Genomic DNA, 19,723 nt, shown 5'->3' on the forward strand with positions numbered 1-19,723 from the left:
AGCACAGGAATTCCATGGCATCCAAGAAGACGAAGGTCGTTGTCAACAGCAACGGAAAGAACATTGACCAAGCAGTGGCAGCAGCCGGTCAGGCGCCGCTCAAGATCAAGGTCCAGAAGGGTGCCAAGTACCTGCTCAAGGGCGACGACGGCTTCGCGCCCGAGAACGTGACCCTCACGCGCGTGGGCGCCGACCTGCACGTCACGCTTGAAGGCGAGACGAGCCCGAGCCTGGTGCTCGAGGGCTACTACGCGCAATCGGAGCCCGTGGGCCTGTACGGCGTGGCCGAAGACGGCCAGCTGTATGCGTACACGCCCACCGACGCGTCGAGCGACATCTACGCGCTGACCGAAGGCCAGTCGACGCCCGTGGCGCTCGGCGGCGATTCGTACGGCCCGGGTGCGCCGTACCTTGCGGGCGCCGAAGCCGGCGGCAACGACTTTCTCGGCGGCATGCTGCCGCTGCTGCTGACCGGCGGCCTCGCCGCGCTCGGCGTCGGCCTGATTGCCGCCGCCAGCGGCAGCGACGGCGATCCCCAGCCCGTCGGGCCCGTGGTCCCCGAGCCGCTGCCTCCCGGCAAGCCCGGCTTCGACAGCCTGAGCGCGTACGACGACGTCGGCAAGGTGCAGGGCCCGATCCCGCACAACGGCAAGACCGACGACAAGCGCCCCGATTTCTCGGGCACCGGCGCGACGCCCGGCAACACCGTCACGATCTACGACAACGGCAAGGAAATCGGCAAGGTCGTCGTGGACGGCAACGGCGCGTGGTCCCTCACGCCCTCGAAGGACCTGGGTGAAGGCCAGCATTCGATCACCATCACCGAAAGCGACGCCGGTGGCAAGACGGGTGCGCTGAACAACGGCGACATCACCGACGACAACAAGCCCACCTTCAACGGCAAGGCCGAGCCCGGCAGCACCGTGAACGTGTACGACAACGGCAAGCTGCTCGGCACCGCACCGGTCGGCCCCGATGGCAACTGGAGCTTCACGCCCGGCACGCCGCTGCCGGACGGCGCACACAGCTTCACCACCGAGGTCATCGACCCGGCAGGCAACGGCAGCGGCAAGAGCGACCCGCTGAACGTGACCGTGAACACCGAAGACCTGCTCGTGTCGATCGACACGCTGGTCGACGACCAGGGCGCGATCAAGGGCACCATCGTTCCCGGCGGCGTCACCGACGACACCCGTCCCGAGATCAAGGGCACGGGCAAGGTCGACAGCACCATCCATGTGTACGACGGCGAAGGCGCAGGCAAGACCCTGCTGGGCACCGCGCTGGTTGGTGCGGACGGCAAGTGGAGCTTCACGCCCACGGCCGACCTGAGCCAGGGCGAGCACACCATCACCGCCACGGCCACCGACCTGAGCGGCAACGTGAGCACGCCCACGCCGGTGGTCGGCTTCACCGTGGACACCGCCGCACCGGCGGCCCCCACCATCGTGGCAGCCGAAGACGACGTGGGCGCCAAGCAGGGCGCGCTGGTCAACGGCGGCGTCACCGACGACCCGTCGCCCACCCTGTCGGGCAAGGCTGAAGCCAACAGCACCGTCACCGTGTACGACAACGGCAGGCCGCTGGGCACGGCCACGGCCGACGCCGCCGGCAACTGGGCCTACACCCCCACCACGCCGCTGAACGAAGGCGTGCACAGCTTCACCGTCACCGCCACCGACAAGGCGGGCAACACCAGCGCGCCTTCGGCCGAGTTCGTGCTGACCGCCGACTTCACGCCGCCCGCAGCTTCGGCTGCGGTGCTCAGCGACAACGTGGGTGCCATCCAGGGCGAAATCGCCAGCGGCAGCATCACCGACGACAACACCCCCACCTACGCCGGCAAGACCGAGCCGAACGCCACCGTCGTCATCTACAACGAAGGCAAGGAGATCGGCCGCGTGCCGGCCGATGCCCAGGGCAACTGGAGTTTCACGCCGGCCCCGCTGGACAACGGCAGCTACAGCTTCAGCAACGCCGTGATCGACGCGGCCGGCAATGCCGGCGCGCGCGGCCCGGTGACCGCCTTCACGGTCGCGGGTGAACCCGTGGTCATCCGCATCGACGGCGCAAGCGACGACGTGGGCAAGATCACCGGTGCCATCGCCAAGGGCGGTGTCACCGACGACGCCACCCCGACGCTCACGGGCAAGGCCACCGCCGACGGCATCGTCAAGGTGTACGACGGCGCCACGCTGCTGGGTCAGCCGGCACGGCATTGCTGAGCGACGACGCCGGTGACATCACCGGCCCGATCAACAGCGGCAGCACCACCGACGACAGCACCCCGACCTACACGGGCAAGACCGAGCCGAACGCCACCGTGGTCATCTACGACCACGGCACCGAAATCGGCCGCGTGCCGGCCGACGCCCAGGGCAACTGGAGCTTCACGCCGACCACGCCGCTGCTGGACGGCGCGCACGAACTCGCGCATGCCGTCATCGACGTGGCGGGCAACCTGGGCGCCAAGAGCCCGGCCATCGACTTCACGCTCGACACCCGCGACGTCACGGTGTCCATCACCGGCGCCGAGGACAACGTGGGCAGCGTCATCGGCGCCATCGCCAAGGACGGCGTCACCGACGACACCACCCCGACGCTCAACGGCAAGGCCACGGCCGACGGCATCGTGAAGATCTACAACGGCAAGGTGCTGCTGGGCCAGACCGTGGCCGATGCCAACGGCGACTGGAGCTTCACCCCGTCGACCGAGCTGGGCGATGGCCTGTACAAGCTGAACGCCACCGTGACCACGCAAGCCGGTGGCGAGAGCAAGCCCACGGCGGACTTCGCCCTGACCGTGGACACGCAGGCGCCTACCCGGCCGACCATCGAGTTGGTGGAAGACGACGTGGGCGACATCCGCGGGCCGCTGGCCCATGGCGCATCGACCGACGACTTCACCCCGACCCTGTCGGGCAAGGCCGAGGCCAACAGCACCGTGTCCATCTACAGCGACGGCGGCAACCTGCTGGGCAAGGTCACGGCCGACACCACGGGCAACTGGAGCTTCACGACCACGCAGCTCAACAGCGGCACCTACAACTTCACCGTGGTGAGCGAAGACAAGGCGGGCAACCGCAGCGAGCCCTCGAACCCGTGGGAGGTGACGGTGGACCTGACGCCGCCGGCCAAGCCGACCATCGTGTCGGTGGTCGACGACGTGGGCGGCGTGACCGGCAACCTGACCAGTGGCAGCACCATTCCCACCGACGACACCCAGCCCGACTTCAAGGGCACGGCCGAAGCCAACAGCACCGTGGTCATCCATGACAAGGGTGTGGAGGTTGCACGCGTGCAGGCCGATGCTTCGGGCAACTGGGCGTACACGCCGGCCGCAGGGCTGAACAACGGCGCACACAGCTTCACCGTGACCGCCGTCGACAAGGCGGGCAACGTCAGTGCACCGTCCGCGCCGTTCGACTTCACCGTGGACACCGTGCCGCCGCCCAAGCCGACCATCGTGATGGTGATGGACGACGTGGGCAGCGTGCAGGGCGAGCTGTACAGCGGCGGCGTCACCGACGACACCAAGCCCGTCGTCACGGGCAAGGCCGAGGCGAACAGCACCGTGATCGTCTATGACAACGGGGTGGAAGTGACCCGCGTGCAGGCCAATGCCTCGGGCGACTGGACCTACACGCCGGCTGCGGCACTGGTCGACGGCGGCCACAGCTTCAGCGCGGTGGCGGTGAACAAGGCCGGCACGGCCAGCGTGCCGTCCGCTTCGTTCGGGTTCACGGTGGATACGGTGGCGCCGGCGGCGCCAGCGATCACTGATGCGTACGACGATGTTGGGAACAGTCAGGGGAGCATTGGCAATGGGGCTGTAACCGATGACAAGCGCCCCGTGCTGAACGGCACGGGCGAACCCGGTGCGACGATTGCGCTCAAGGACGGAAGCGCTGTCATCGGCACCACGACTGTGGGCAGCGACGGGAAGTGGTCGTTCCTGCCAAACGGTGATTTGGCTCTAGGCAACCACAGTCTTACGGCGACGCAGACCGATCGGGCGGGGAATCAAAGCTTGAGTTCGAATCCGTTTGAGCTTGGAATCGGGAGTGTTGGAAACCGGTTTGAGGGTTTCGAGTCGATGGCTCTGCAAGTGTTTTCGGAAGGAGTCCAAGTCACCACACCCAACGGGCTTCAGATCACGCCTGTGAAGAGCGGGACATTGGGTGATATGCAGATCCTTGCAACTTCCCCGAGTAACCCTGGGGATGGTAGGCAAGCCCTGGTGTTGAGCACGAACTCAATTACGCGGTTCGACTTCGCGGAAGGAAGTGGCGTGCAGTACAACCTCTTTGCGGTTCATAGCCTTGGAAGCGCCAAGTACTACGACGCACAGGGAGCTCTACTGGGTTCAAGCGATATTAAAACTGGTGTGTCCTCCACCCCCTATTCGTTCACGGCACCCGCCGGCAAGGCCGTGGCCTACATGACTATCACGGTCGGGCCGGAAGGCGTGGGGGATCACGGCATCATGATTGACAGCATCAGCTGGCTCGGAATTGTCGTTCCAAGTACCGTCGTCCTCAACGCGATGTCGACCGAAATCCATGACCAACAGCCGTTCACGGCATTTGGGGCTGTGTCGGAGGATGGGGATCAGACGCACGTCGCGTCCGGAGTTCATGCGGACGACACCGTCATTGCCCGATTCGGCTTCGCAGATCGACTCGAAGGCGGTGCCGGCAACGACACCTTCCTGAATGTCGGCACGGGTGACGTGGTGCATGGCGGCGCAGGCAACGACACCGTCCATGTCAACAGCGGCGACTTCGAACGCATCGACGGCGGCCTGGGCATCGACACCCTGGTGATGGACGGCAAGTCGATGCACATCGACCTGTCGGCCCTCGGCCTGAAGGTGCAGGGCTTTGAGAAGTTCGACCTGGGTGCGGGCGGCAACACGCTGGCGCTGAGCGCGCACGACGTGCTGGCTGGCGGTGCGCGTGACATGGCGATGGCCGACGGCAAGGTGCAGATGCTGGTCAACGGCGCCAACGGCGAAGTCGACCTGCTCGGCGGCACCCATGGCGACGACGGCTGGACCCAGGGCGGCAATGCCACAGTGGGCGGTATGACGTACCACGTCTACACCAACCTCGCCGGCACGGCCGAGCTGCTGGTCGAGGACAAGGTCCACGTGACCATCCTCTAAGCCGGCAGGCCTGCAAGGCGGCGCGACCCCCGCGCCGCCCAGGACGCGACAGCCGCCTGGTGCGGCTGTCGCGCGTTGCCGTGGGGTCCACGGCTTCCACTCTTTTCCTTGTCTCGATTTTTTTGAACGATGCTTCCTTTGGCGGAAGCGTCTGGAGCCTTTCATGTCTTTGTCCCGATTCTTTTCCTTTCACCAGCGCCTGCGTCCGGGTCGCTGGGTGCTCTCGCTGTCGATGGTGGTTGCGGGCTGCGGGCTGCGGGCCCGCCGGGGTCACGGCTTCTGCGCCGCTGCCTGCGCTGCCGCCGCCCTCCGAGCCGATGCTCGTGGCCGCACCGACCGTGGCGCCCGCGCCGGCCTCGCGCAAGGGCGGGGTGTACCGGCCGGCGCCGGCCGTCGTGCCCGAACTGGCGCAGGTGGTGTTCTTCCGCAGTGCCACGTCCACGCCCACCGTGGGCGCCGCGCACGTGTATGTCGACGGCGAGTTCCATGCCGCGCTGATGCCCAACGGCTTCACGCGCCTGTGCGTGAAGCCGGGCGTGCATTCGCTGGAGGCCTATATCGACGATGCGCCGCTGTATGCGGGCAAGTCGCAGCCGAAGACGCAGGCCGTGCTCGAGGGCGGCGCGACGGTCTTCGTGGCGGTGTCGGAGCAGGGCGCCGGCGCGCCCGTGCCGCACGTTCGGGCCGAGGCCGAGCGCATGCTCAAGGGCGCCCGCGAGCAGCGGCACATGATCAGCCGTGCGATCCAGGTGCAGGCCTGCCGCGATCCGGCGCAGGGCGCTGCGCCCAGGGCCTGACGGCCCCCGGCGGCCCTTGCGCCGCCGCCCTTGTCGCTGCTAGCGGATGTGTGTCGCGTAGGCTGCCTCGGCGGCCTCCAGCAGCGTCCAGAAGCCTTGCGGCTGGCGCCCTTGCAGCACCTCGTCGAGCACGCCGAGGTGCGCGTGCCAGCCACTGGCCACGCTCAGCGTTTCCTTGCGGTCGGGCAGTCGGCGGTGCGTGAGCACCAGGTGCGTGGCGTGCTCGCCCTGCGGCGACAGTTCGAAGGTGACTTCGGACGCGTCGTCGTGTTCGTTGCCCCAGCTGATGACGAGCAGGGTCGGTGCTTCGATGCGCAGCACGCGCGAGTTCTGCACGTGGGTCTGGCGGTACGCCGCGAAGCGCTCGGGCGCGACTTCGCCCGACAGCTCGGTGTGCTGGAAGCGCAGCTCGAACACTGCGCCGGGTGCCTGCGTCATCGTGCCGCCGGCCAGCCAGGTGCGGCGCTTCTCGGGATCGACGAGGTAGGTCCACACGCGCTCGACGGGCGCGGGCAGGGTGCGCTCGATGCGCAGCGTGCCGGGCTCGGTCTGCGTGCCCAGGTCGTGTTTCAGGGTCATGGTCATGGGTCGGTGCTCCTTGGATGGATGAAGAGGAGAGAGAAGGGGTCAAGCACGGCCGTTGTCGTCGGCCTCGCGCTGCAGCGCCTGCGCCAATGCGTCCAGGCGGTGGTTCCAGAAGACTTCATACGCGCGCAGCCACGCATCGGCCGTGGCGAGCGCCGCCGGTTCGAGCCGGCACACGTGCGCCCGGCCCTGCACGGTGCGCGACACCAGCCCCGCGCGCTCCAGCGTCTTCACGTGCTTGGAGGCGCCCGCGAAGGACATGCGGAACGGCGCGCCCAGTTCGCCCACGCTGCATTCGCCCTGCGCGAGCAGCTGCAGCATGGTGCGCCGCGTGCTGTCGGCCAGGGCGTGGAACACGGCGTCGAGCCGTTCGTCTTCGATTTCAAGTTCAACCATGAAGTTGAATATAGACCGATGCCAAATTAAATTCAACCGAAAAGTTGAATGAAAAAAATGGCGTTACAGCTGATACACCCGAGACGCCGTGCGCGCACCGGGCGCTGGCAGGCCGGGTGCTGCGCTCCTACGATGCCTTTCATTCCACTCACTCGCGAACGAAAGACACAACCCAATGAACACCCTCATCCAGCGCCGCACCCTGTTGCTCGCCGTCGCCGTGACCCCGCTGGCGGGCGCCTGCAGCGCCTGGCCGAAGAAGGGCGCACAAGCCGACGCCGAAGCACAGCTCGCCGAACTCGAGCGCGCCTGCGGTGGCCGGCTCGGCGTGGCAGGCTTTCACACGGGCAGCGGCACACGCCTGCAGCACCGCGCGCACGAGCGCTTTCCGCTGTGCAGCACCTTCAAGCTGATGCTCGCCGCGGCCGTGCTCGAACGCAGCGCGACCGATGCCAGCCTGCTCGGGCGCCGCATCAGCGTCGGCAAGGGCGACCTGGTGTCGCACTCGCCGGTCGCCGAGAAGCACCTCGCCACCGGCATGACCGTGAACGAGATGTGCGCCGCCACCATGCAGTACAGCGACAACGCCGCGGCCAACCTGCTGCTGAAGGTGCTGGGCGGGCCGGCCGCCGTCACCGCGTTCGCACGGCGCATCGGCGACACCACCTTCCGCCTCGACCGCACCGAGCCCGAGCTGAACACCGCCATCCCCGGCGATCCGCGCGACACGACCACGCCCGCGGCCATGAGCGACACCGTGCAGCGGCTGGCGCTGGGCGATGCGCTCGGTGCCCCGCAGCGTGAGCAGATGCGCGACTGGCTGCTCGGCAACACGACCAGCACCGAGCGCTTCCTGGCCGGTGTGCCCGCCGGCTGGCGTGTGGGCGACAAGACCGGCGCGGGCTCGTACGGCACCACCAACGACGTCGGCGTGCTGTGGCCGCCGTCGGGTGCGCCGCTGGTGCTGTCGGTCTACCTGACCTTCCCCGACAAGGACGCGAAGGGTCGCAACGACGTGGTCGCCTCGGCCACGCGCATCGCGGTGAAGGCCCTCGCGGGCTGAGGCCACAATGGGCGGCTCCCATCTTTCCCTTGCCGCCCCATGGACCTGAGGTCTCTTCGCTATTTCATCGCGGTGCTCGAAGCCGGCAGCCTGTCGCGCGCGGCCGCGTCGCTGTACGTGGCGCAGCCCGCGCTGACCGCGCAGATCAAGAAGCTCGAGGCCGAACTCGGCACGCAGCTGTTCGACCGCTCGCATGTGGGCGTGACGCCGACGGCCGCCGGGCTGCAGCTGTACCAGGATGCGCGGCGCCTGCTGTCGGATGCCGCGGCCATGCGCGAGCGGCTGCAGCGCACGCCCGACGGGCCCGAGGGCTCGGTCACGGTGGCGGTGCCGTTCCTGCTGGCCTCGCTGCTGCTCGGGCCGGTGCTCGCGCGGCTGAAGCAGTCGCACCCGCGCATCCGCGTGTTCGTGATCGACGACCTGAGCCTGATGGTGCGCAAGGCCATGGTCGATCGCCGTGCCGACATCGGCCTGCTGGTCGACACCGCGAGCGTCGAAGGGCTCGATGTGCGTCCCTTCGTGCGCGAAGGCATGTTCCTCTGCGGCTTCGATGCGAAGGGCGAGGTGACGGCACTGCTCGGAAAAAGTGCGAAGGGCGGGCGTGCGAAGAAGGGTGCACCAGTTCGCCCCACAGTGCCTTTCGCGCGCGCCGCGGGCCTGCCGCTGGTGCTGCAGTCGCGCCGCTTCAGCATCCGCCAGCGCGTGGAGGCGGCGGCCGAGGCCGTGGGCGTGGAACTCAACGTGGTGCACGAGCACGATTCGGCGCGCGTGCTGCGCTCGCTCTACCTCGCGGGCGCGGGCTTCACGGTCTCGCCCGCCTGCGCGCTCGCGGACGGGCCGGGCGAACAGCCGAACTGGCTGGTCGCGCGCATCGTCGAGCCCGAGTTGCTGCGCACGTACCACCTGGCCACGCCGGCCGGCAAGGCGCCCGATGCGGCCACGCAGGTCGTGATGCAGGTGCTGGCCGACGAGGCGCGATCGATGATCGCCTCGGGCCGCTGGGACGCGCAGTTCCTGGCTGACGGCAAGCCATAGCGCGCAGACGGATCGCGCGAAGGAGCCATCAACTTTTGTGATGGCCGCGCATCAGCAATCGGTATTTGTTGTGTAGCGGCGTTGCCTGCGACAGTTCTCCCGAAGGTGCACAGGCACCTGCCACAAGGAGACAACTTGCCCTCACTCTCGCCCGAGATCGCCAACGTTGGCGAACTCGCATCCCGCGCCGCCCGCCTGCATGCCCGGCAGGTCGCCGTGACCACGCCGCAGCGCGCCTGCACCTACGAACAGCTCGACCGGCGCGCGAACCGCCTGGCCAATGCCCTGCGCGGGCTCGGCCTGCAGCGCGGCGACCGCGTGGGCGTGTACCTGCCCAACTGCATCGAGATCGTCGAGCTGGAGCTGGCCTGCTACAAGGCCGCGCTGGTGAAGGCGCCGATGAACGCGCGGCTCGCGCCCGTCGAGGTGGCCGAGGTCATCGTGAACAGCGACGCCACGCTGATCGTCACCACCGCCGCGCGCGCCGAGACCTTCCTGCCGTTGCTGAAAGGCGCGGCCCCGAAGCTGCTGCTGCTCGATGCGGCCGAAGGCACGCCCGCTTCGTACGAAGGCCAGCTGGCGCTCGCAAGCGACGCCTTCACCACGGAGCGCGTGCGCGCCGACGAGCTGGCCGTGCTGCACTACACCTCGGGCTCCAGCGGCGTGCTCAAGGCCGCGATGCAGACCTTCGGCAACCGGCTGGCCCAGCTGCGCAAGTTTCTCTCGCGCTCGGAGGGCATGCGCCCCGGTGACCTGCTGGGGCTGGTGGGGCCGATCACGCACGCCTCGGGCATGCAGATCGTGCCGGCGCTGTGCAGCGGCGCGACGATCCGTTTGTTCACCGGCTTCGAGCCCGCGCGCTTCCTGAGCGACATGAAGACAGAGCGCGTGACCCACACCTTCATGGTGCCCACCATGATCAACATGCTGCTGGCCGAGCTGCAGGGCCGCTACCGGCCGTTGCCGGACCTGCAACGCCTGGGCTACGGCGCCGCACCGATGGCGCCCGCGCGGATCATGCAGGCGATGGACGTGTTCGGCCCCGTGCTGTCGCAGGGCTACGGCGCGGGCGAGACCACGTCGGGCGTGTGCGGCCTCTCGGTGGAAGACCACCTGTTCGCGCGCGCCGCCATGCCCGACCGGCTGGCCTCGTGCGGCCGGCCGTTTCTCGAATCGGTGGTGGAGATCGTCGACGACGAAGGCCAACTGGTCGCGCCCGGCGAGGTGGGCGAGATCGTGGTGGGCGGCGAGGACATCTTCGCCGGCTACTGGCGCGCGCCCGAACTCACGGCCGAGGTGCTGAAAGACGGGCGCTATCACACGGGCGACCTCGCGCGCGCCGACGACGAGGGCTACATCTACATCGTCGATCGCAAGAAGGACATGGTCATCAGCGGCGGCTTCAACGTGTACCCCTCGGAGGTCGAGGCCGTGCTGTACCAGCACGCGGCCGTGGCCGAGGCCTGCGTGTTCAGCGTGCCCGACGACAAGTGGGGCGAGGCGGTGGCCGCGCACATCGTGCTGAAGCCAGGCGCCTCGCCCGACACGGCCGGGCTCGACGACTTCTGCGCCGCACGGCTCGCGGGCTTCAAGCGGCCACGCCGCATCGAGTTCGTCGATTCGCTGCTGAAGAACGCCAACGGCAAGGTCGCACGCAAGGCGATCCAGACGCCGTACTGGGCCGGCCACGCGCGCCGCGTCAACTGAAAGAGAACGACATGGACACCACGCTGACACCTTCCGCTGCTGCCACCGAGGCCTCGGCCATCCGCGCGCCATTGTTCGACGGCCCCTTCGAGGGCTCGCCGCGCGCGGCCGAACTGATCGCCCGCATCGGCGATTTTTTGAACGGCGAGCTGGCCGACCTGGTGCGCGAGAAGGGCATCGACCACGAGCACGGCCCCGACCGGGAGACGCTGCGCCATGTCTGGCGCCGCTCGCACGCGATGGGCTTCTACGGCATGACGCTGCCCCAGGCGATGGGCGGGCTGGGCCTGTCGCTGCTCGACCATGTGCTGGTGAAGGAATCGATCTACGCCAGCGGCTCGCCGCTCGCGCCGCATGTGTTCGGCGAACTCAGCGGTCCGCCGCGTGTCGGCGCACTCGCCAAGTTCGCGACGCCGGAGCAGATGGCGAATTTCATCCGTCCCGTGGCGCAGGCCGAGAAGGCGATCTGCTTCGCGCTCACCGAAGCCGAGGCCGGCTCCGATGCCGGCGCGGTGCAGACGACGGCGCGGCGCGAGGGCGATGTGTACGTGCTCGACGGGCGCAAGCGCTTCATCTCGGGCTCGCCGTTCGCGGATTTCGCAGTGCTCATGGCGTCCACTTCGGACGACCCGGCGCGCCGCGAGGTGACGGCCTTCTTCGTCGACCTGACGCAGCCGGGCGTCGAGGTGCAGTCCGGCTACAAGACCATGGCGGGCCAGTCGACCACGGGCGACATCGTGCTCACCGGCTGCCGCGTGCCGGCCGCGAACCTCATCGGCGAACCCGGCAAGGGGCTGGCATTGGCGCTGGGGCGCATCACGGTCAACCGGCTGCTGCATTGCCCGGGCATGGTGGGGCTGGCGACCGTGGCGCTGAAGGACGCGCGCGACTACGCGCGCACCCGCCGCCAGTTCGGCCGCGCCATCGCGCAGTTCCAGGCGATCCAGCATTCGCTGGCCGACATGGCGACCCAGCTGTGCGCGGCGCGCGCGCTGATGCTGTCGACCGCGCGGCAGATCGACGCCGGCGGCGACCCGCGCGCCGAGGCCTCGATGGCCAAGCTGTTCTGCTCGGAGGCCGCGTTCCGCGTGGCCGACGCGGCGGTGCAGATCCACGGCGGCGAAGGCATCGTGCAGGGGCGGCGCGTGGAGTTCCTGTTCCGCATGCTGCGCATGTACCGCGTGCTCACGGGCACCAGCGAGATCCAGAAGAACATCATCGCGCGCGAACTGATCGGCGACGTGGCCTGAAGCCGAACCAAAAAAATCAGGAGACAAGACAAACCATGACGCTCATCAATGCCCATCGCCGCGCGCTGTGCGGCGCGATCGCTGCCTCGGCGCTGCTGCCGGCCGTAGCTCGCGCAGCCGGAGCGACCGCCGCCCCCTGGCGGCCGACCCGCCCGGTCAAGTGGGTCGTACCGTACCTCGCCGGCACCGGCCCGGACAACGGCGCGCGCATCCTCGCGGAAGCACTCGGGCCCTTGCTGGGGCAGCCGGTCGTCATCGAAAACCGCGGCGGCGCGGCCGGCAACATCGGCGCGCGCCAGGTCGCGCGCGCCGCGCCCGACGGCTACACCTGGATCTACTCCAGCGCGCCCATGGCCGCCAACATGCGCATGCAGCAGAACCCGGGCTACGACGCCGTGAAGGACTTCCGCCACATCATGCGGCTCACCACCTCCGACGTGCTGCTGGTGGTGAACGCGGCTTCGGGCATCCAGACGCTGCAGGAACTCGTGGCGCGCGCGCGGGCCAACCCCGGCAAGCTCGACTACGCCTCGGGCGGCGTGGGCACGCCCTCGCACCTGGGCGTGGAGCTGTTCCTGCAGGCGGCGGGCGTGCAGGCCACGCACGTACCGTACAAGGGCGCGTCGGAAATCGTCAACGCGGTGCTGGGCAGCCAGGTGAACTTCGGCATGCCGATCTTCTCGGTGGCGCTGCCGCACGTGCAGGGCGGCAAGCTGCGCGCGCTCGGCGTGGCGGGCAGCAAGCGCAACGCGGCCTTGCCGCAGGTGCAGACGCTGGCCGAGCTGGGGCTGCGCGGCGTCGAGCTCACGTCGTGGGGCGGCGTGTCGGTGCCGGCCGGCACGCCCGACGCCATCGCTGCGCGCATCTACGAGGTGTTCGGCCAGGCGCTGAAGCAGCCGTCGGTGATCACCGCGCTGACGGAGCTGGGCAGCGAGGTGAGCCCGTCGACGCCCGAGGCCTACGTGCAGGGCTTCGCGAGCGAGATGGAACTGACCGAGCGGATGATGAAGACGGCGAAGCTGCAGCCGCTGTAAGGCGCGGGCTTCGTCAGAGAACGAACCAGCCCACGGCCACGTAGTGGCTCGCGGTGCCCGCCAGCACGAACAGGTGCCAAGCGCCGTGCGCGTGGCGCAGCCCCAGCCGGTTGCGATAGAACACCGTGCCCACCGTGTAGAGCACGCCGCCCGCGACCAGCCAGGCCAGGCCCGTGGCGTGCAGCTTGGCCGCCAGCGGCGCGGCGGCCAGCACGCCGAGCCAGCCCATGCCGATGTACAGCGGCAGCGAAGGCTTCTTCGCTGCGCCCGCATCGGCGGGTTTCAGCTCGCGCCAGATGCCGAAGCACGCCGCGCTCCAGATCGCCGCGAGCAGCAGCCAGCCCCAGGGGCCTTGCAGCGTGACGAGCGCGAAGGGCGTGTAGGTGCCCGCGATGAGCAGGTAGATCGCGCAGTGGTCGGCGCGCTCCCACAGGCGCTTGCTTCGGCCGCGCGTGCTGTGAAAGAGCGTGGAGGCCGCGTACAGCGCCACGGCCGAGAGCGAGAACACCAGGCCCCCCGCGATGCGCGCCGGATCGCCGGTGGGCAGCGTCTTGGCGAGCAGCAGCGCGGCGGCCGGCAGCGCGAGCAGCAGGCCGAACAAGTGGCTGTAGCCGTTGAGTCGTTCGCCGGGGTACATGAGGTGCGATGAGGATGGAGGAGGGCGCGTCGGGCGCCCGCGATCCTAGGGAGACGCCATGACGCCGCCGTGACCGGGCAAACCCTCTCTGGCTTCTGGTTGCAAATGTTTACATTCAGCGGCCGGGATGCGTTCCCGACACCCGCCGCGTGCTTTGGCGCACCAGCGCCGGCGGGCCTTCTCACCGTGAGGGACTGCCGATGAAAAAACGTTTGATGTCGTGGCGCCGGGCTACCGCCTTGTGCATTGCCATGGGGTGCGCGGTCACTGCTTCCGCGCAAGTGCAGCAGTTCAAGTGGGGCCACATCTACGAGCCCGCGAGCATCTTTCACCAGCAGGCCGAACTGGCGGCGCGCAAGATCGCCGAGCAGTCGGGCGGCAAGATCAAGATCGAGGTGGTGCCCGCGTCCAAGCTGGGGCAGGAGCGCGACTATGCGCTGATGCTCGCCAACGACTCCATGCAGATCGCCTACGTCGGCCAGGCCACGCTGGCCGAGGGCTATCCGCCGCTGGGCCTAGGCAGCTACCCCTTCGCCTTCAAGGACCTGGACCACGTGCGCAAGTACCTCGCAAGCCCGCTGCTCGCGGACCTGATGAAGGGCTACAACGAGCGCAGCGGCAACCGCATGGTCGCGTCGGTTTATTACGGCGCGCGGCAGGTGACCTCGGGCAAGCCGCTGCAGCGCCCCGAAGACTTTCGCGACCTGCGCCTGTACGTGCCCGACGCCGCGGCCTACCAGCTCTTTGCCACCGCGCTCGACGCCAAGCCCGTGTCGCTGCCGTTCAACAGCCTGTACGGCGCGCTCAAGAAGAACGAGGTCGAGGCGCAGGAGCATCCGCTGGGCACGGTGCGCGCCAAGCAGCTCTACGAAGTGCAGAAGTACGTGCAGCTCACGGGCCATATCTACGACACGCTGGGCATCGTGATCGGCAAGGCCGCCTGGGCTCGCCTTACGCCGCCGCAGCAGGCGATGGTGGAGAAGACCCTGGCCGACACGGCCAAGTGGACCAACGTCGGCGTGATCGCCAGCGAGCTGGAAGACGAGCAGTTCCTGCGCAGCAAGGGCATGACGGTGCAGCCGGTCAACCGGCTGCCGCTGCTGGAGCGCGTGGCGAAACGGTCCACGCCCGAGCAGATGGGCGCGCGGCCGGGTGACTTTGCCAAGTTGCAGGCGCTGGCAGGGGCGGCGAACTGAAGAGGCACTAACCAGCCCGCTGCCGGTAGCCCCGCGGCGTGCTGCCGGTCCAGGTGCGAAAGGCGCGGTGAAAGGCCGGCGTGTTGTCGAAGCCCACCGAGGCGGCAATGCGATCGATGGGCTCGCGCGTCTTCACGAGGCGCTGGATCGCGAGGTCGCGGCGCACTTCTTCCTTCAGCGCACGAAAGCTCGTGCCCTCGGCCGCGAGCTGGCGCGACAGCGCGCGCTCCGACATGTGCACCGCGCGCGCCGCCGCGCCCAGCGTGGCGTCCGAGGCGAGGTGTGCGGCAACGAACTCGCGCACCGTGGCGCTGGTGGTGTCGTGGTCGAAGGTGACAAAAATCCAGTCGTCGGGCGCGCGGCGCACGAAGTCGAGCAGTTCGGCGCGCGTGCGCTGGAAGGTCTGGCGCAGCACCGGTTCGGCAAAGCGCACGGAAGACGTGTCTTGCTCGAACTGCAGCGGGCCGGGGAACAGGTTCGCGTACTCGTCGAAGCGCGCCGGGCGCGGGAACGCAAAGCCGACACCCAGCACCGGCAACTGCCGCCCCATGAGCCACGAGGCGACGCCATGGATCAGCTTGACCATCAGCGCATGGCCGAAGGGCGTGGTGGGCCGCGCGGCGGCTTCGGGGTGCGGCGCGATGGTGATCGTGGCCACGCCGTGGGCGCGCGTCATGCGCAGGCGGTGGTCGTCCAGCAGCAGGTTCCAGAAGCGCGTGAAGCGGTACATGGCGACCATGAGCGAGGGCGCGTCGAGCAGGCTGAGCCCGAGGTACTTGAGCGCGCCCGCGCGGATCGGGCGCGACCACAGGCCCAGCATCTCGTCGCCCATGAAGAGCGACACGCACTCGTACATGCGAACGAACTGCTCGCGCGTGACGCGCGCGCCTTCCTGGCGCAGCAGCTGCGGCGAGAGGCCGGCCTGCGCGGCGAGCGCGTCGATGTCGCGGGGACTGAGCTGGCGGCGCGCACCGCTCAGCAGGTGCTGCAGGAAGCTGACGGCGACGGTGGCGCGTTCGGGCGGCATGGCGGATTCAAAAGACGGTTGGCGGAATCTGCAAATGAATGGGCGCGATCTGCAAGCAATGGCGCGATACCCAAGGCTATCGTAGCCCTGAGCCGCCACATTCTCGTGGCGGAACCCGCAACAACCCAAGGAGCCCTGCCGTGATCGAACGGAACGTCACTCTGCACATGGACGAAGAGGTCGCCGTCGTGACCCTGAACCGTCCCGCCAAGCGCAACGCCATCGACGAGGCCACGCTGGCCGCGCTGGACGCCGTGTTCTCCGCACTCCCGCGCGAGGCCAAGGCCGTGGTGCTGACCGGCGCGGGGCCGCATTTCTGTGCCGGGCTCGACCTCAAGGAGCACCACGACAAGGAACGCACGGCGGTCGACTTCATGCGCGTGTGCCAGCGCTGGCACAGCACCTTCGACAAGATCCAGTACGGCGGCATTCCGGTGGTCGCGGCGCTGCACGGCGCGGTGGTCGGCGGCGGGCTCGAACTGGCGGCGGCCACGCACGTGCGCGTGGCCGACCCGTCGACCTACTTCGCGCTGCCCGAGGGGCAGAAGGGCATCTTCACCGGCGGCGGTGCGACGGTGCGCGTGGCGCGCATCATCACGCCGGGCCGCATGGTCGAGATGATGCTCACCGGCCGCGTGCTCGACGCCCGCGCCGGGAAGACGCTGGGCCTGGCGCACGAGATCGCCGCACCCGGCGAGAGCCTGCGTGCCGCGATGGTGCTGGCCAAGCGCGTGGCGAAGAACGCGGCGCTGTCGAACTACGCGATGGTGACGTCGATCAGCCGCATCGCCGACATGTCGGCCACCGACGGCATGTTCGCCGAGTCGCTGATGGCGGCGGTGGTGCAGACCGGCGGGGAAGTGCAGACGCGGTTGGGGGCGTTCGTCGACAAATCGCTCGCGAAAGTGACCCCCGAGCACGTGTCGGGCTGAGGCCTGGTTTCAAGCGTCGAAGGCGCGCTGCAGTTCGAGCGAGAGCGTGCCGGCCAGCGCCTCGCGCTGCGGCGCGGGGCGCCAGAAGCTGCGCGTGAGGGCGCCGGTCGATTCCCACTCGGGATGGCTGCGCGCGGGTTGCACGGCACGCACGGCGCCTGCGGCGGCGCGCATGAGCGTGTCGTCCTCGTCCGCCGATGGGGCCTCGGCCCGGATGCGTTCCACCGCCGCATGGCCGCGCCGTTCCAGCGCCTGCGCGAGCTGCAGCTGCCACGCGGCGAGCGTGAACAGCACGCTGTCTTCCACCGTGAGTTCGTGCATGTCGCGCAGCTTGTTGGCCAGCTTGCGCCCGAGCGGGCCCCAGCCTTGCGACACCGCACCGCCGATGGCGCCGCCCAGCGCGGCGCCCGCGCCCAGCGACAACCCTGCCAGCGCGAGGTCGGCCACCACGCCCACGGCGGCGCCGATGACTGCGCCCTTGCCCAGGCGCAGGCCCGCGTCCTTCATCGCCTCGGGGTTGAAGAAGTCGAGCGTCCAGCGGCCTTCGATGATCGGCAGCGGCGCTTCGTCGGCGTCGTCCTGGCGAAAGCCGTAGAGGGCGAGCAGGTCGTCGGTGCAGCGCTGGGCCTTGTCGAACACGTCCTTCTGCACGCCGGCGATGAGCGCCTGGCGGTGCGTGGCGTCGGCGAACTCGGCGGCGGGCACGGTGCGGCGGACGGAGGCGGCATCGACCAGCAGGTCCGCGATGCGCGTGCAGGCCGACTGGCGGCGCGCGTCGGCCTCGGCATCGAGCGCGTCGACCACGCCACGCAGCACGTCGCGGCGATCGCGCAGCAGCGTGGCGAGGTCGTTGTAGAGGTCGTGCTCGGCACCCACGAACGGCGCCGCCGCATCGAAGCGCACCTGCACGTGCAGGCCGTAGGCCGAGAGCAGTTCTTTCCAGGCCGGCTCGCGGCTGGCGCCGTCGCGCACGAAGTTGAGCACCGGCAGCACCGGGCGCGCGCAGGAGTTCAAGAGCTCGATCTCGTCACGGAACTTGGGCAGCACCGGCTCGCGCACGTCGATCACGAGAAAGGCGGCGTCGATGTCGAGCATCGCGCGCAGCACCTTGGCTTCCTGCTCGAACACGCCATGCGCCTCGGGGCCCTGCAGAAAGCGGCGGATGCGCTCGGGCGGCGTGGCTTGCGCGGCAGTGTCGAGGCCGGCCAGGTGCTCGCGCAGCGCAACCGCGTCTTCGAGGCCCGGCGTGTCGAAGAAGCGCACGGCCGGCTGGCCGTTCACCTCGAGATCGACCGACTCGACATGGCGCGTGGTGCCCGGGCGCTGCGACACCTCGCCGAAGCTCACGCGCCGCGTGAGCGTGCGCAGCAGCGAGGTCTTGCCCGCGTTGGTGTGGCCGACGACGGCGATGCGGATCGGGGAGGTCATGCGGTGGCGGTGCCTTGGGGGAAGACGGCATCGAGCTGGTCGCTCGCGACCACGTGGGCCAGCCCGGCGTCGTGCAGCCAGTCGCGCCAGCGTTGCGCGGCGGCAGCGTTGGGCGCATCGGCCAGCCAGAGTCGACATTCGCCGCAATGCATCAGCACCTCGCGCAGGAAGCGCTCGGTGCCGCGGTCGGGGCTCGACGCCGCATGGCAGACCAGCAGCACGGTGCGCGGGTGGACCTGCGCGAGCTGGTCGAGCAACGCGCGGCGCGCCGGGGCGCTGCCGTCGATGCGGGCCGCAGAGGTCGGCAGGCCGGCGGGCGGCCAGGGCATGTCGGGCGGCAGTTCGAAGCCGACGACGAACAGGCCGTCGTGCTGCTCGGAGGCCGGCAGGCCGGTGGGCGCGGCGGGGTGCGCGCGGCCCGGGTCGGCATCGACGATGGCGGGCGGCGCCAGTGCGGCGAAGCGGGCCAGCAGCTTGCGGTAGTAGGGCGCCTGCCAATCGGGCTGCAGGGCCGGACGGCGGTGTCGGCAGACGGCGGCGCTGAGCAGCACCAACGCGAGGCGCGGCAGCAGGCCGTAGACCGCGATGCAGCCGGTGAGCCACAGCGCCCAGGTGCGCTGGGCCGCAGCAACCGGCACCGCCGATTGCACCGTCGCCGCATCGGGCACCGGAAACCCGAACTGCGCCGGCAACCAGCCCAGCGCCTGCACCGCGCGCACGAAGAAGGCGGGCTCGAGGATCGTCGTTTCCCAGCTCAGCGTGTAGCTGCGAAAGGCAAGGGCGAACAGCATCGCGGCCAGCACCACGGCGAACGAGAGCGCCCAGATGCCGTGGCTCACGAGCCCGAAGGCCCAGGGCAGCAGGCGGGCACGGGTCAGCAGCCCCGTGGCCGCGCGCACCAGCAGCGGCGCCTGCCCGCGCTGGCCGCCCGCCACGCGCGCCGTGAGCGACAGCCACAGCCAGCCCAGCGAGGCCGTGCCGAAGGTGCCCGAGGGCAGCCACAGGCCAATCAGCCACAGCGCCAGCGTGAGCACATGCAGGCCCAGCAGACTGACGAGCGCGACGATCACGTTGATGTGGCGGTCGTTGCCGCCGACCACCTGGCCCGCGAGGCCCAGCCCCGCGATCACGACCAGCGCCACGAGCGCCAGCAGCACCCACGGCGCCCAGTGCCGGCCACGCGCGAGTTCGGCCTGCAGGCCCATGCGCTCGCCGAGCTGGCGGGCGCGTTCAATGATTCGGGAGTGGCCGTCGGCGCTGCGCGAGGCCGCGGTGCGAAGGGCCGACGCGTCGTCGAGCGGGCCGTTCTGTTCGGTCCATCGGACCGCTTCGGTGATCACCGCATCCGGAAAAGCAGGTTCGCGCAGCGCGGTGGTGGTCAACAGGGTCCCTTCTTCTTCGCCAATGACGCCCCGGCGCAGGAAAGCGGTGGCGGGGCGCGCAAATTATGCCCGGCGCTTCGCGAGGCC

Annotated in this window: 16 protein-coding genes; 10 read left to right on the plus strand and 6 right to left on the minus strand. The window is 69.4% G+C overall.

Features of this window, described 5'->3' with window-relative positions:
* The first annotated feature begins 14 nt into the window (after positions 1-14).
* The 3 genes from CLU95_RS27545 to CLU95_RS27555 all read left to right on the plus strand — a co-directional run bounded on the left by CLU95_RS27545 (position 15) and on the right by CLU95_RS27555 (position 5,964).
* A complete protein-coding gene (locus tag CLU95_RS27545) occupies positions 15-2,225 on the plus strand; it encodes an Ig-like domain-containing protein (protein WP_099796532.1) in 2,211 nt (736 codons plus the stop codon).
* Positions 2,219-5,167 (plus strand): Ig-like domain-containing protein, encoded by a 2,949-nt coding sequence (locus CLU95_RS27550; RefSeq protein WP_099796533.1) that lies wholly within the window; start codon positions 2,219-2,221, stop codon positions 5,165-5,167. Before CLU95_RS27545 ends, CLU95_RS27550 begins: the two co-directional genes overlap by 7 nt.
* A 323-nt stretch (positions 5,168-5,490) precedes the next feature.
* Positions 5,491-5,964: a hypothetical protein gene (locus tag CLU95_RS27555; RefSeq protein WP_143606064.1), complete on the plus strand. Its 474-nt coding sequence runs from the start codon at positions 5,491-5,493 to the stop codon at positions 5,962-5,964.
* A 39-nt stretch (positions 5,965-6,003) separates the two neighbouring features.
* Here the strand turns inward: CLU95_RS27555 and CLU95_RS27560 are convergent, their stop codons facing one another.
* Positions 6,004-6,549, minus strand: a complete 546-nt coding sequence (locus CLU95_RS27560; RefSeq protein ID WP_373669806.1) for an SRPBCC family protein — start codon at positions 6,547-6,549, stop codon at positions 6,004-6,006.
* Between the two features lie 42 nt (positions 6,550-6,591).
* On the minus strand, positions 6,592-6,945 hold the full coding sequence (locus CLU95_RS27565; RefSeq protein WP_099796535.1) for an ArsR/SmtB family transcription factor: 354 nt from the start codon (positions 6,943-6,945) through the stop codon (positions 6,592-6,594).
* Positions 6,946-7,120: 175 nt separating this feature from the next.
* Here CLU95_RS27565 and bla point away from each other — a divergent pair, with 175 nt between their 5' ends.
* From bla to CLU95_RS27590, 5 genes are all read left to right on the plus strand, one after another.
* Entirely contained in the window at positions 7,121-8,008 is an 888-nt protein-coding gene (bla, locus tag CLU95_RS27570) for a class A beta-lactamase (protein WP_099796536.1), read from the plus strand.
* A gap of 39 nt (positions 8,009-8,047) precedes the next feature.
* Positions 8,048-9,043, plus strand: coding sequence for a LysR family transcriptional regulator (locus CLU95_RS27575; RefSeq protein WP_099796537.1), 996 nt, complete (start codon positions 8,048-8,050; stop codon positions 9,041-9,043).
* Positions 9,044-9,178: 135 nt separating this feature from the next.
* A complete protein-coding gene (locus tag CLU95_RS27580) occupies positions 9,179-10,750 on the plus strand; it encodes an AMP-binding protein (protein WP_257214747.1) in 1,572 nt (523 codons plus the stop codon).
* 11 nt (positions 10,751-10,761) lie between these two features.
* Positions 10,762-12,000, plus strand: coding sequence for an acyl-CoA dehydrogenase family protein (locus CLU95_RS27585; RefSeq protein WP_099796538.1), 1,239 nt, complete (start codon positions 10,762-10,764; stop codon positions 11,998-12,000).
* 35 nt (positions 12,001-12,035) lie between these two features.
* Positions 12,036-13,034: a tripartite tricarboxylate transporter substrate binding protein gene (locus CLU95_RS27590; RefSeq protein WP_099796539.1), complete on the plus strand. Its 999-nt coding sequence runs from the start codon at positions 12,036-12,038 to the stop codon at positions 13,032-13,034.
* A 13-nt stretch (positions 13,035-13,047) separates the two neighbouring features.
* On the opposite strand, the gene trhA is transcribed toward CLU95_RS27590, so the two are convergent.
* A complete protein-coding gene (trhA, locus tag CLU95_RS27595) occupies positions 13,048-13,671 on the minus strand; it encodes a PAQR family membrane homeostasis protein TrhA (RefSeq protein WP_099796540.1) in 624 nt (207 codons plus the stop codon).
* Positions 13,672-13,871: 200 nt separating this feature from the next.
* Between trhA and CLU95_RS27600 the strand changes: the two genes are divergently transcribed.
* Entirely contained in the window at positions 13,872-14,867 is a 996-nt protein-coding gene (locus tag CLU95_RS27600) for a sialic acid TRAP transporter substrate-binding protein SiaP (RefSeq protein WP_099796541.1), read from the plus strand.
* Positions 14,868-14,874: 7 nt separating this feature from the next.
* Here CLU95_RS27600 and CLU95_RS27605 read toward each other — a convergent pair whose 3' ends face one another.
* Positions 14,875-15,894, minus strand: a complete 1,020-nt coding sequence (locus CLU95_RS27605) for an AraC family transcriptional regulator (RefSeq protein ID WP_099796542.1) — start codon at positions 15,892-15,894, stop codon at positions 14,875-14,877.
* Positions 15,895-16,034: 140 nt separating this feature from the next.
* On the opposite strand from CLU95_RS27605, the gene CLU95_RS27610 reads away from it, so the two are divergent.
* Complete coding sequence (locus CLU95_RS27610; protein ID WP_257214748.1) at positions 16,035-16,826, plus strand: crotonase/enoyl-CoA hydratase family protein; 792 nt, start codon at positions 16,035-16,037, stop codon at positions 16,824-16,826.
* Positions 16,827-16,835: 9 nt separating this feature from the next.
* Here CLU95_RS27610 and CLU95_RS27615 read toward each other — a convergent pair whose 3' ends face one another.
* Together CLU95_RS27615 and CLU95_RS27620 are read right to left on the minus strand one after the other, a co-directional pair.
* On the minus strand, positions 16,836-18,254 hold the full coding sequence (locus CLU95_RS27615; RefSeq protein WP_099796544.1) for a GTPase/DUF3482 domain-containing protein: 1,419 nt from the start codon (positions 18,252-18,254) through the stop codon (positions 16,836-16,838).
* Positions 18,251-19,636 (minus strand): DUF2868 domain-containing protein, encoded by a 1,386-nt coding sequence (locus CLU95_RS27620; RefSeq protein WP_099796545.1) that lies wholly within the window; start codon positions 19,634-19,636, stop codon positions 18,251-18,253. The genes CLU95_RS27615 and CLU95_RS27620 overlap by 4 nt, the downstream gene beginning before the upstream one ends.
* Positions 19,637-19,723 lie beyond the last annotated feature (87 nt).

The organism is Variovorax sp. 54, from assembly GCF_002754375.1.
Lineage (GTDB): Bacteria > Pseudomonadota > Gammaproteobacteria > Burkholderiales > Burkholderiaceae_C > Variovorax.

Bases quoted from the DNA above. Each gene is read 5' to 3' on its own strand.
- CLU95_RS27545 (WP_099796532.1), top strand. From the start codon at position 15: ATGGCATCCAAGAAGACGAAGGTCGTTGTCAACAGCAACGGAAAGAAC.
- CLU95_RS27560 (WP_373669806.1), bottom strand. From the start codon at position 6,549: ATGACCATGACCCTGAAACACGACCTGGGCACGCAGACCGAGCCCGGC.
- CLU95_RS27565 (WP_099796535.1), bottom strand. From the start codon at position 6,945: ATGGTTGAACTTGAAATCGAAGACGAACGGCTCGACGCCGTGTTCCAC.
- bla (WP_099796536.1), top strand. From the start codon at position 7,121: ATGAACACCCTCATCCAGCGCCGCACCCTGTTGCTCGCCGTCGCCGTG.
- CLU95_RS27575 (WP_099796537.1), top strand. From the start codon at position 8,048: ATGGACCTGAGGTCTCTTCGCTATTTCATCGCGGTGCTCGAAGCCGGC.
- CLU95_RS27585 (WP_099796538.1), top strand. From the start codon at position 10,762: ATGGACACCACGCTGACACCTTCCGCTGCTGCCACCGAGGCCTCGGCC.
- CLU95_RS27590 (WP_099796539.1), top strand. From the start codon at position 12,036: ATGACGCTCATCAATGCCCATCGCCGCGCGCTGTGCGGCGCGATCGCT.
- trhA (WP_099796540.1), bottom strand. From the start codon at position 13,671: ATGTACCCCGGCGAACGACTCAACGGCTACAGCCACTTGTTCGGCCTG.
- CLU95_RS27600 (WP_099796541.1), top strand. From the start codon at position 13,872: ATGAAAAAACGTTTGATGTCGTGGCGCCGGGCTACCGCCTTGTGCATT.
- CLU95_RS27605 (WP_099796542.1), bottom strand. From the start codon at position 15,894: ATGCCGCCCGAACGCGCCACCGTCGCCGTCAGCTTCCTGCAGCACCTG.
- CLU95_RS27615 (WP_099796544.1), bottom strand. From the start codon at position 18,254: ATGACCTCCCCGATCCGCATCGCCGTCGTCGGCCACACCAACGCGGGC.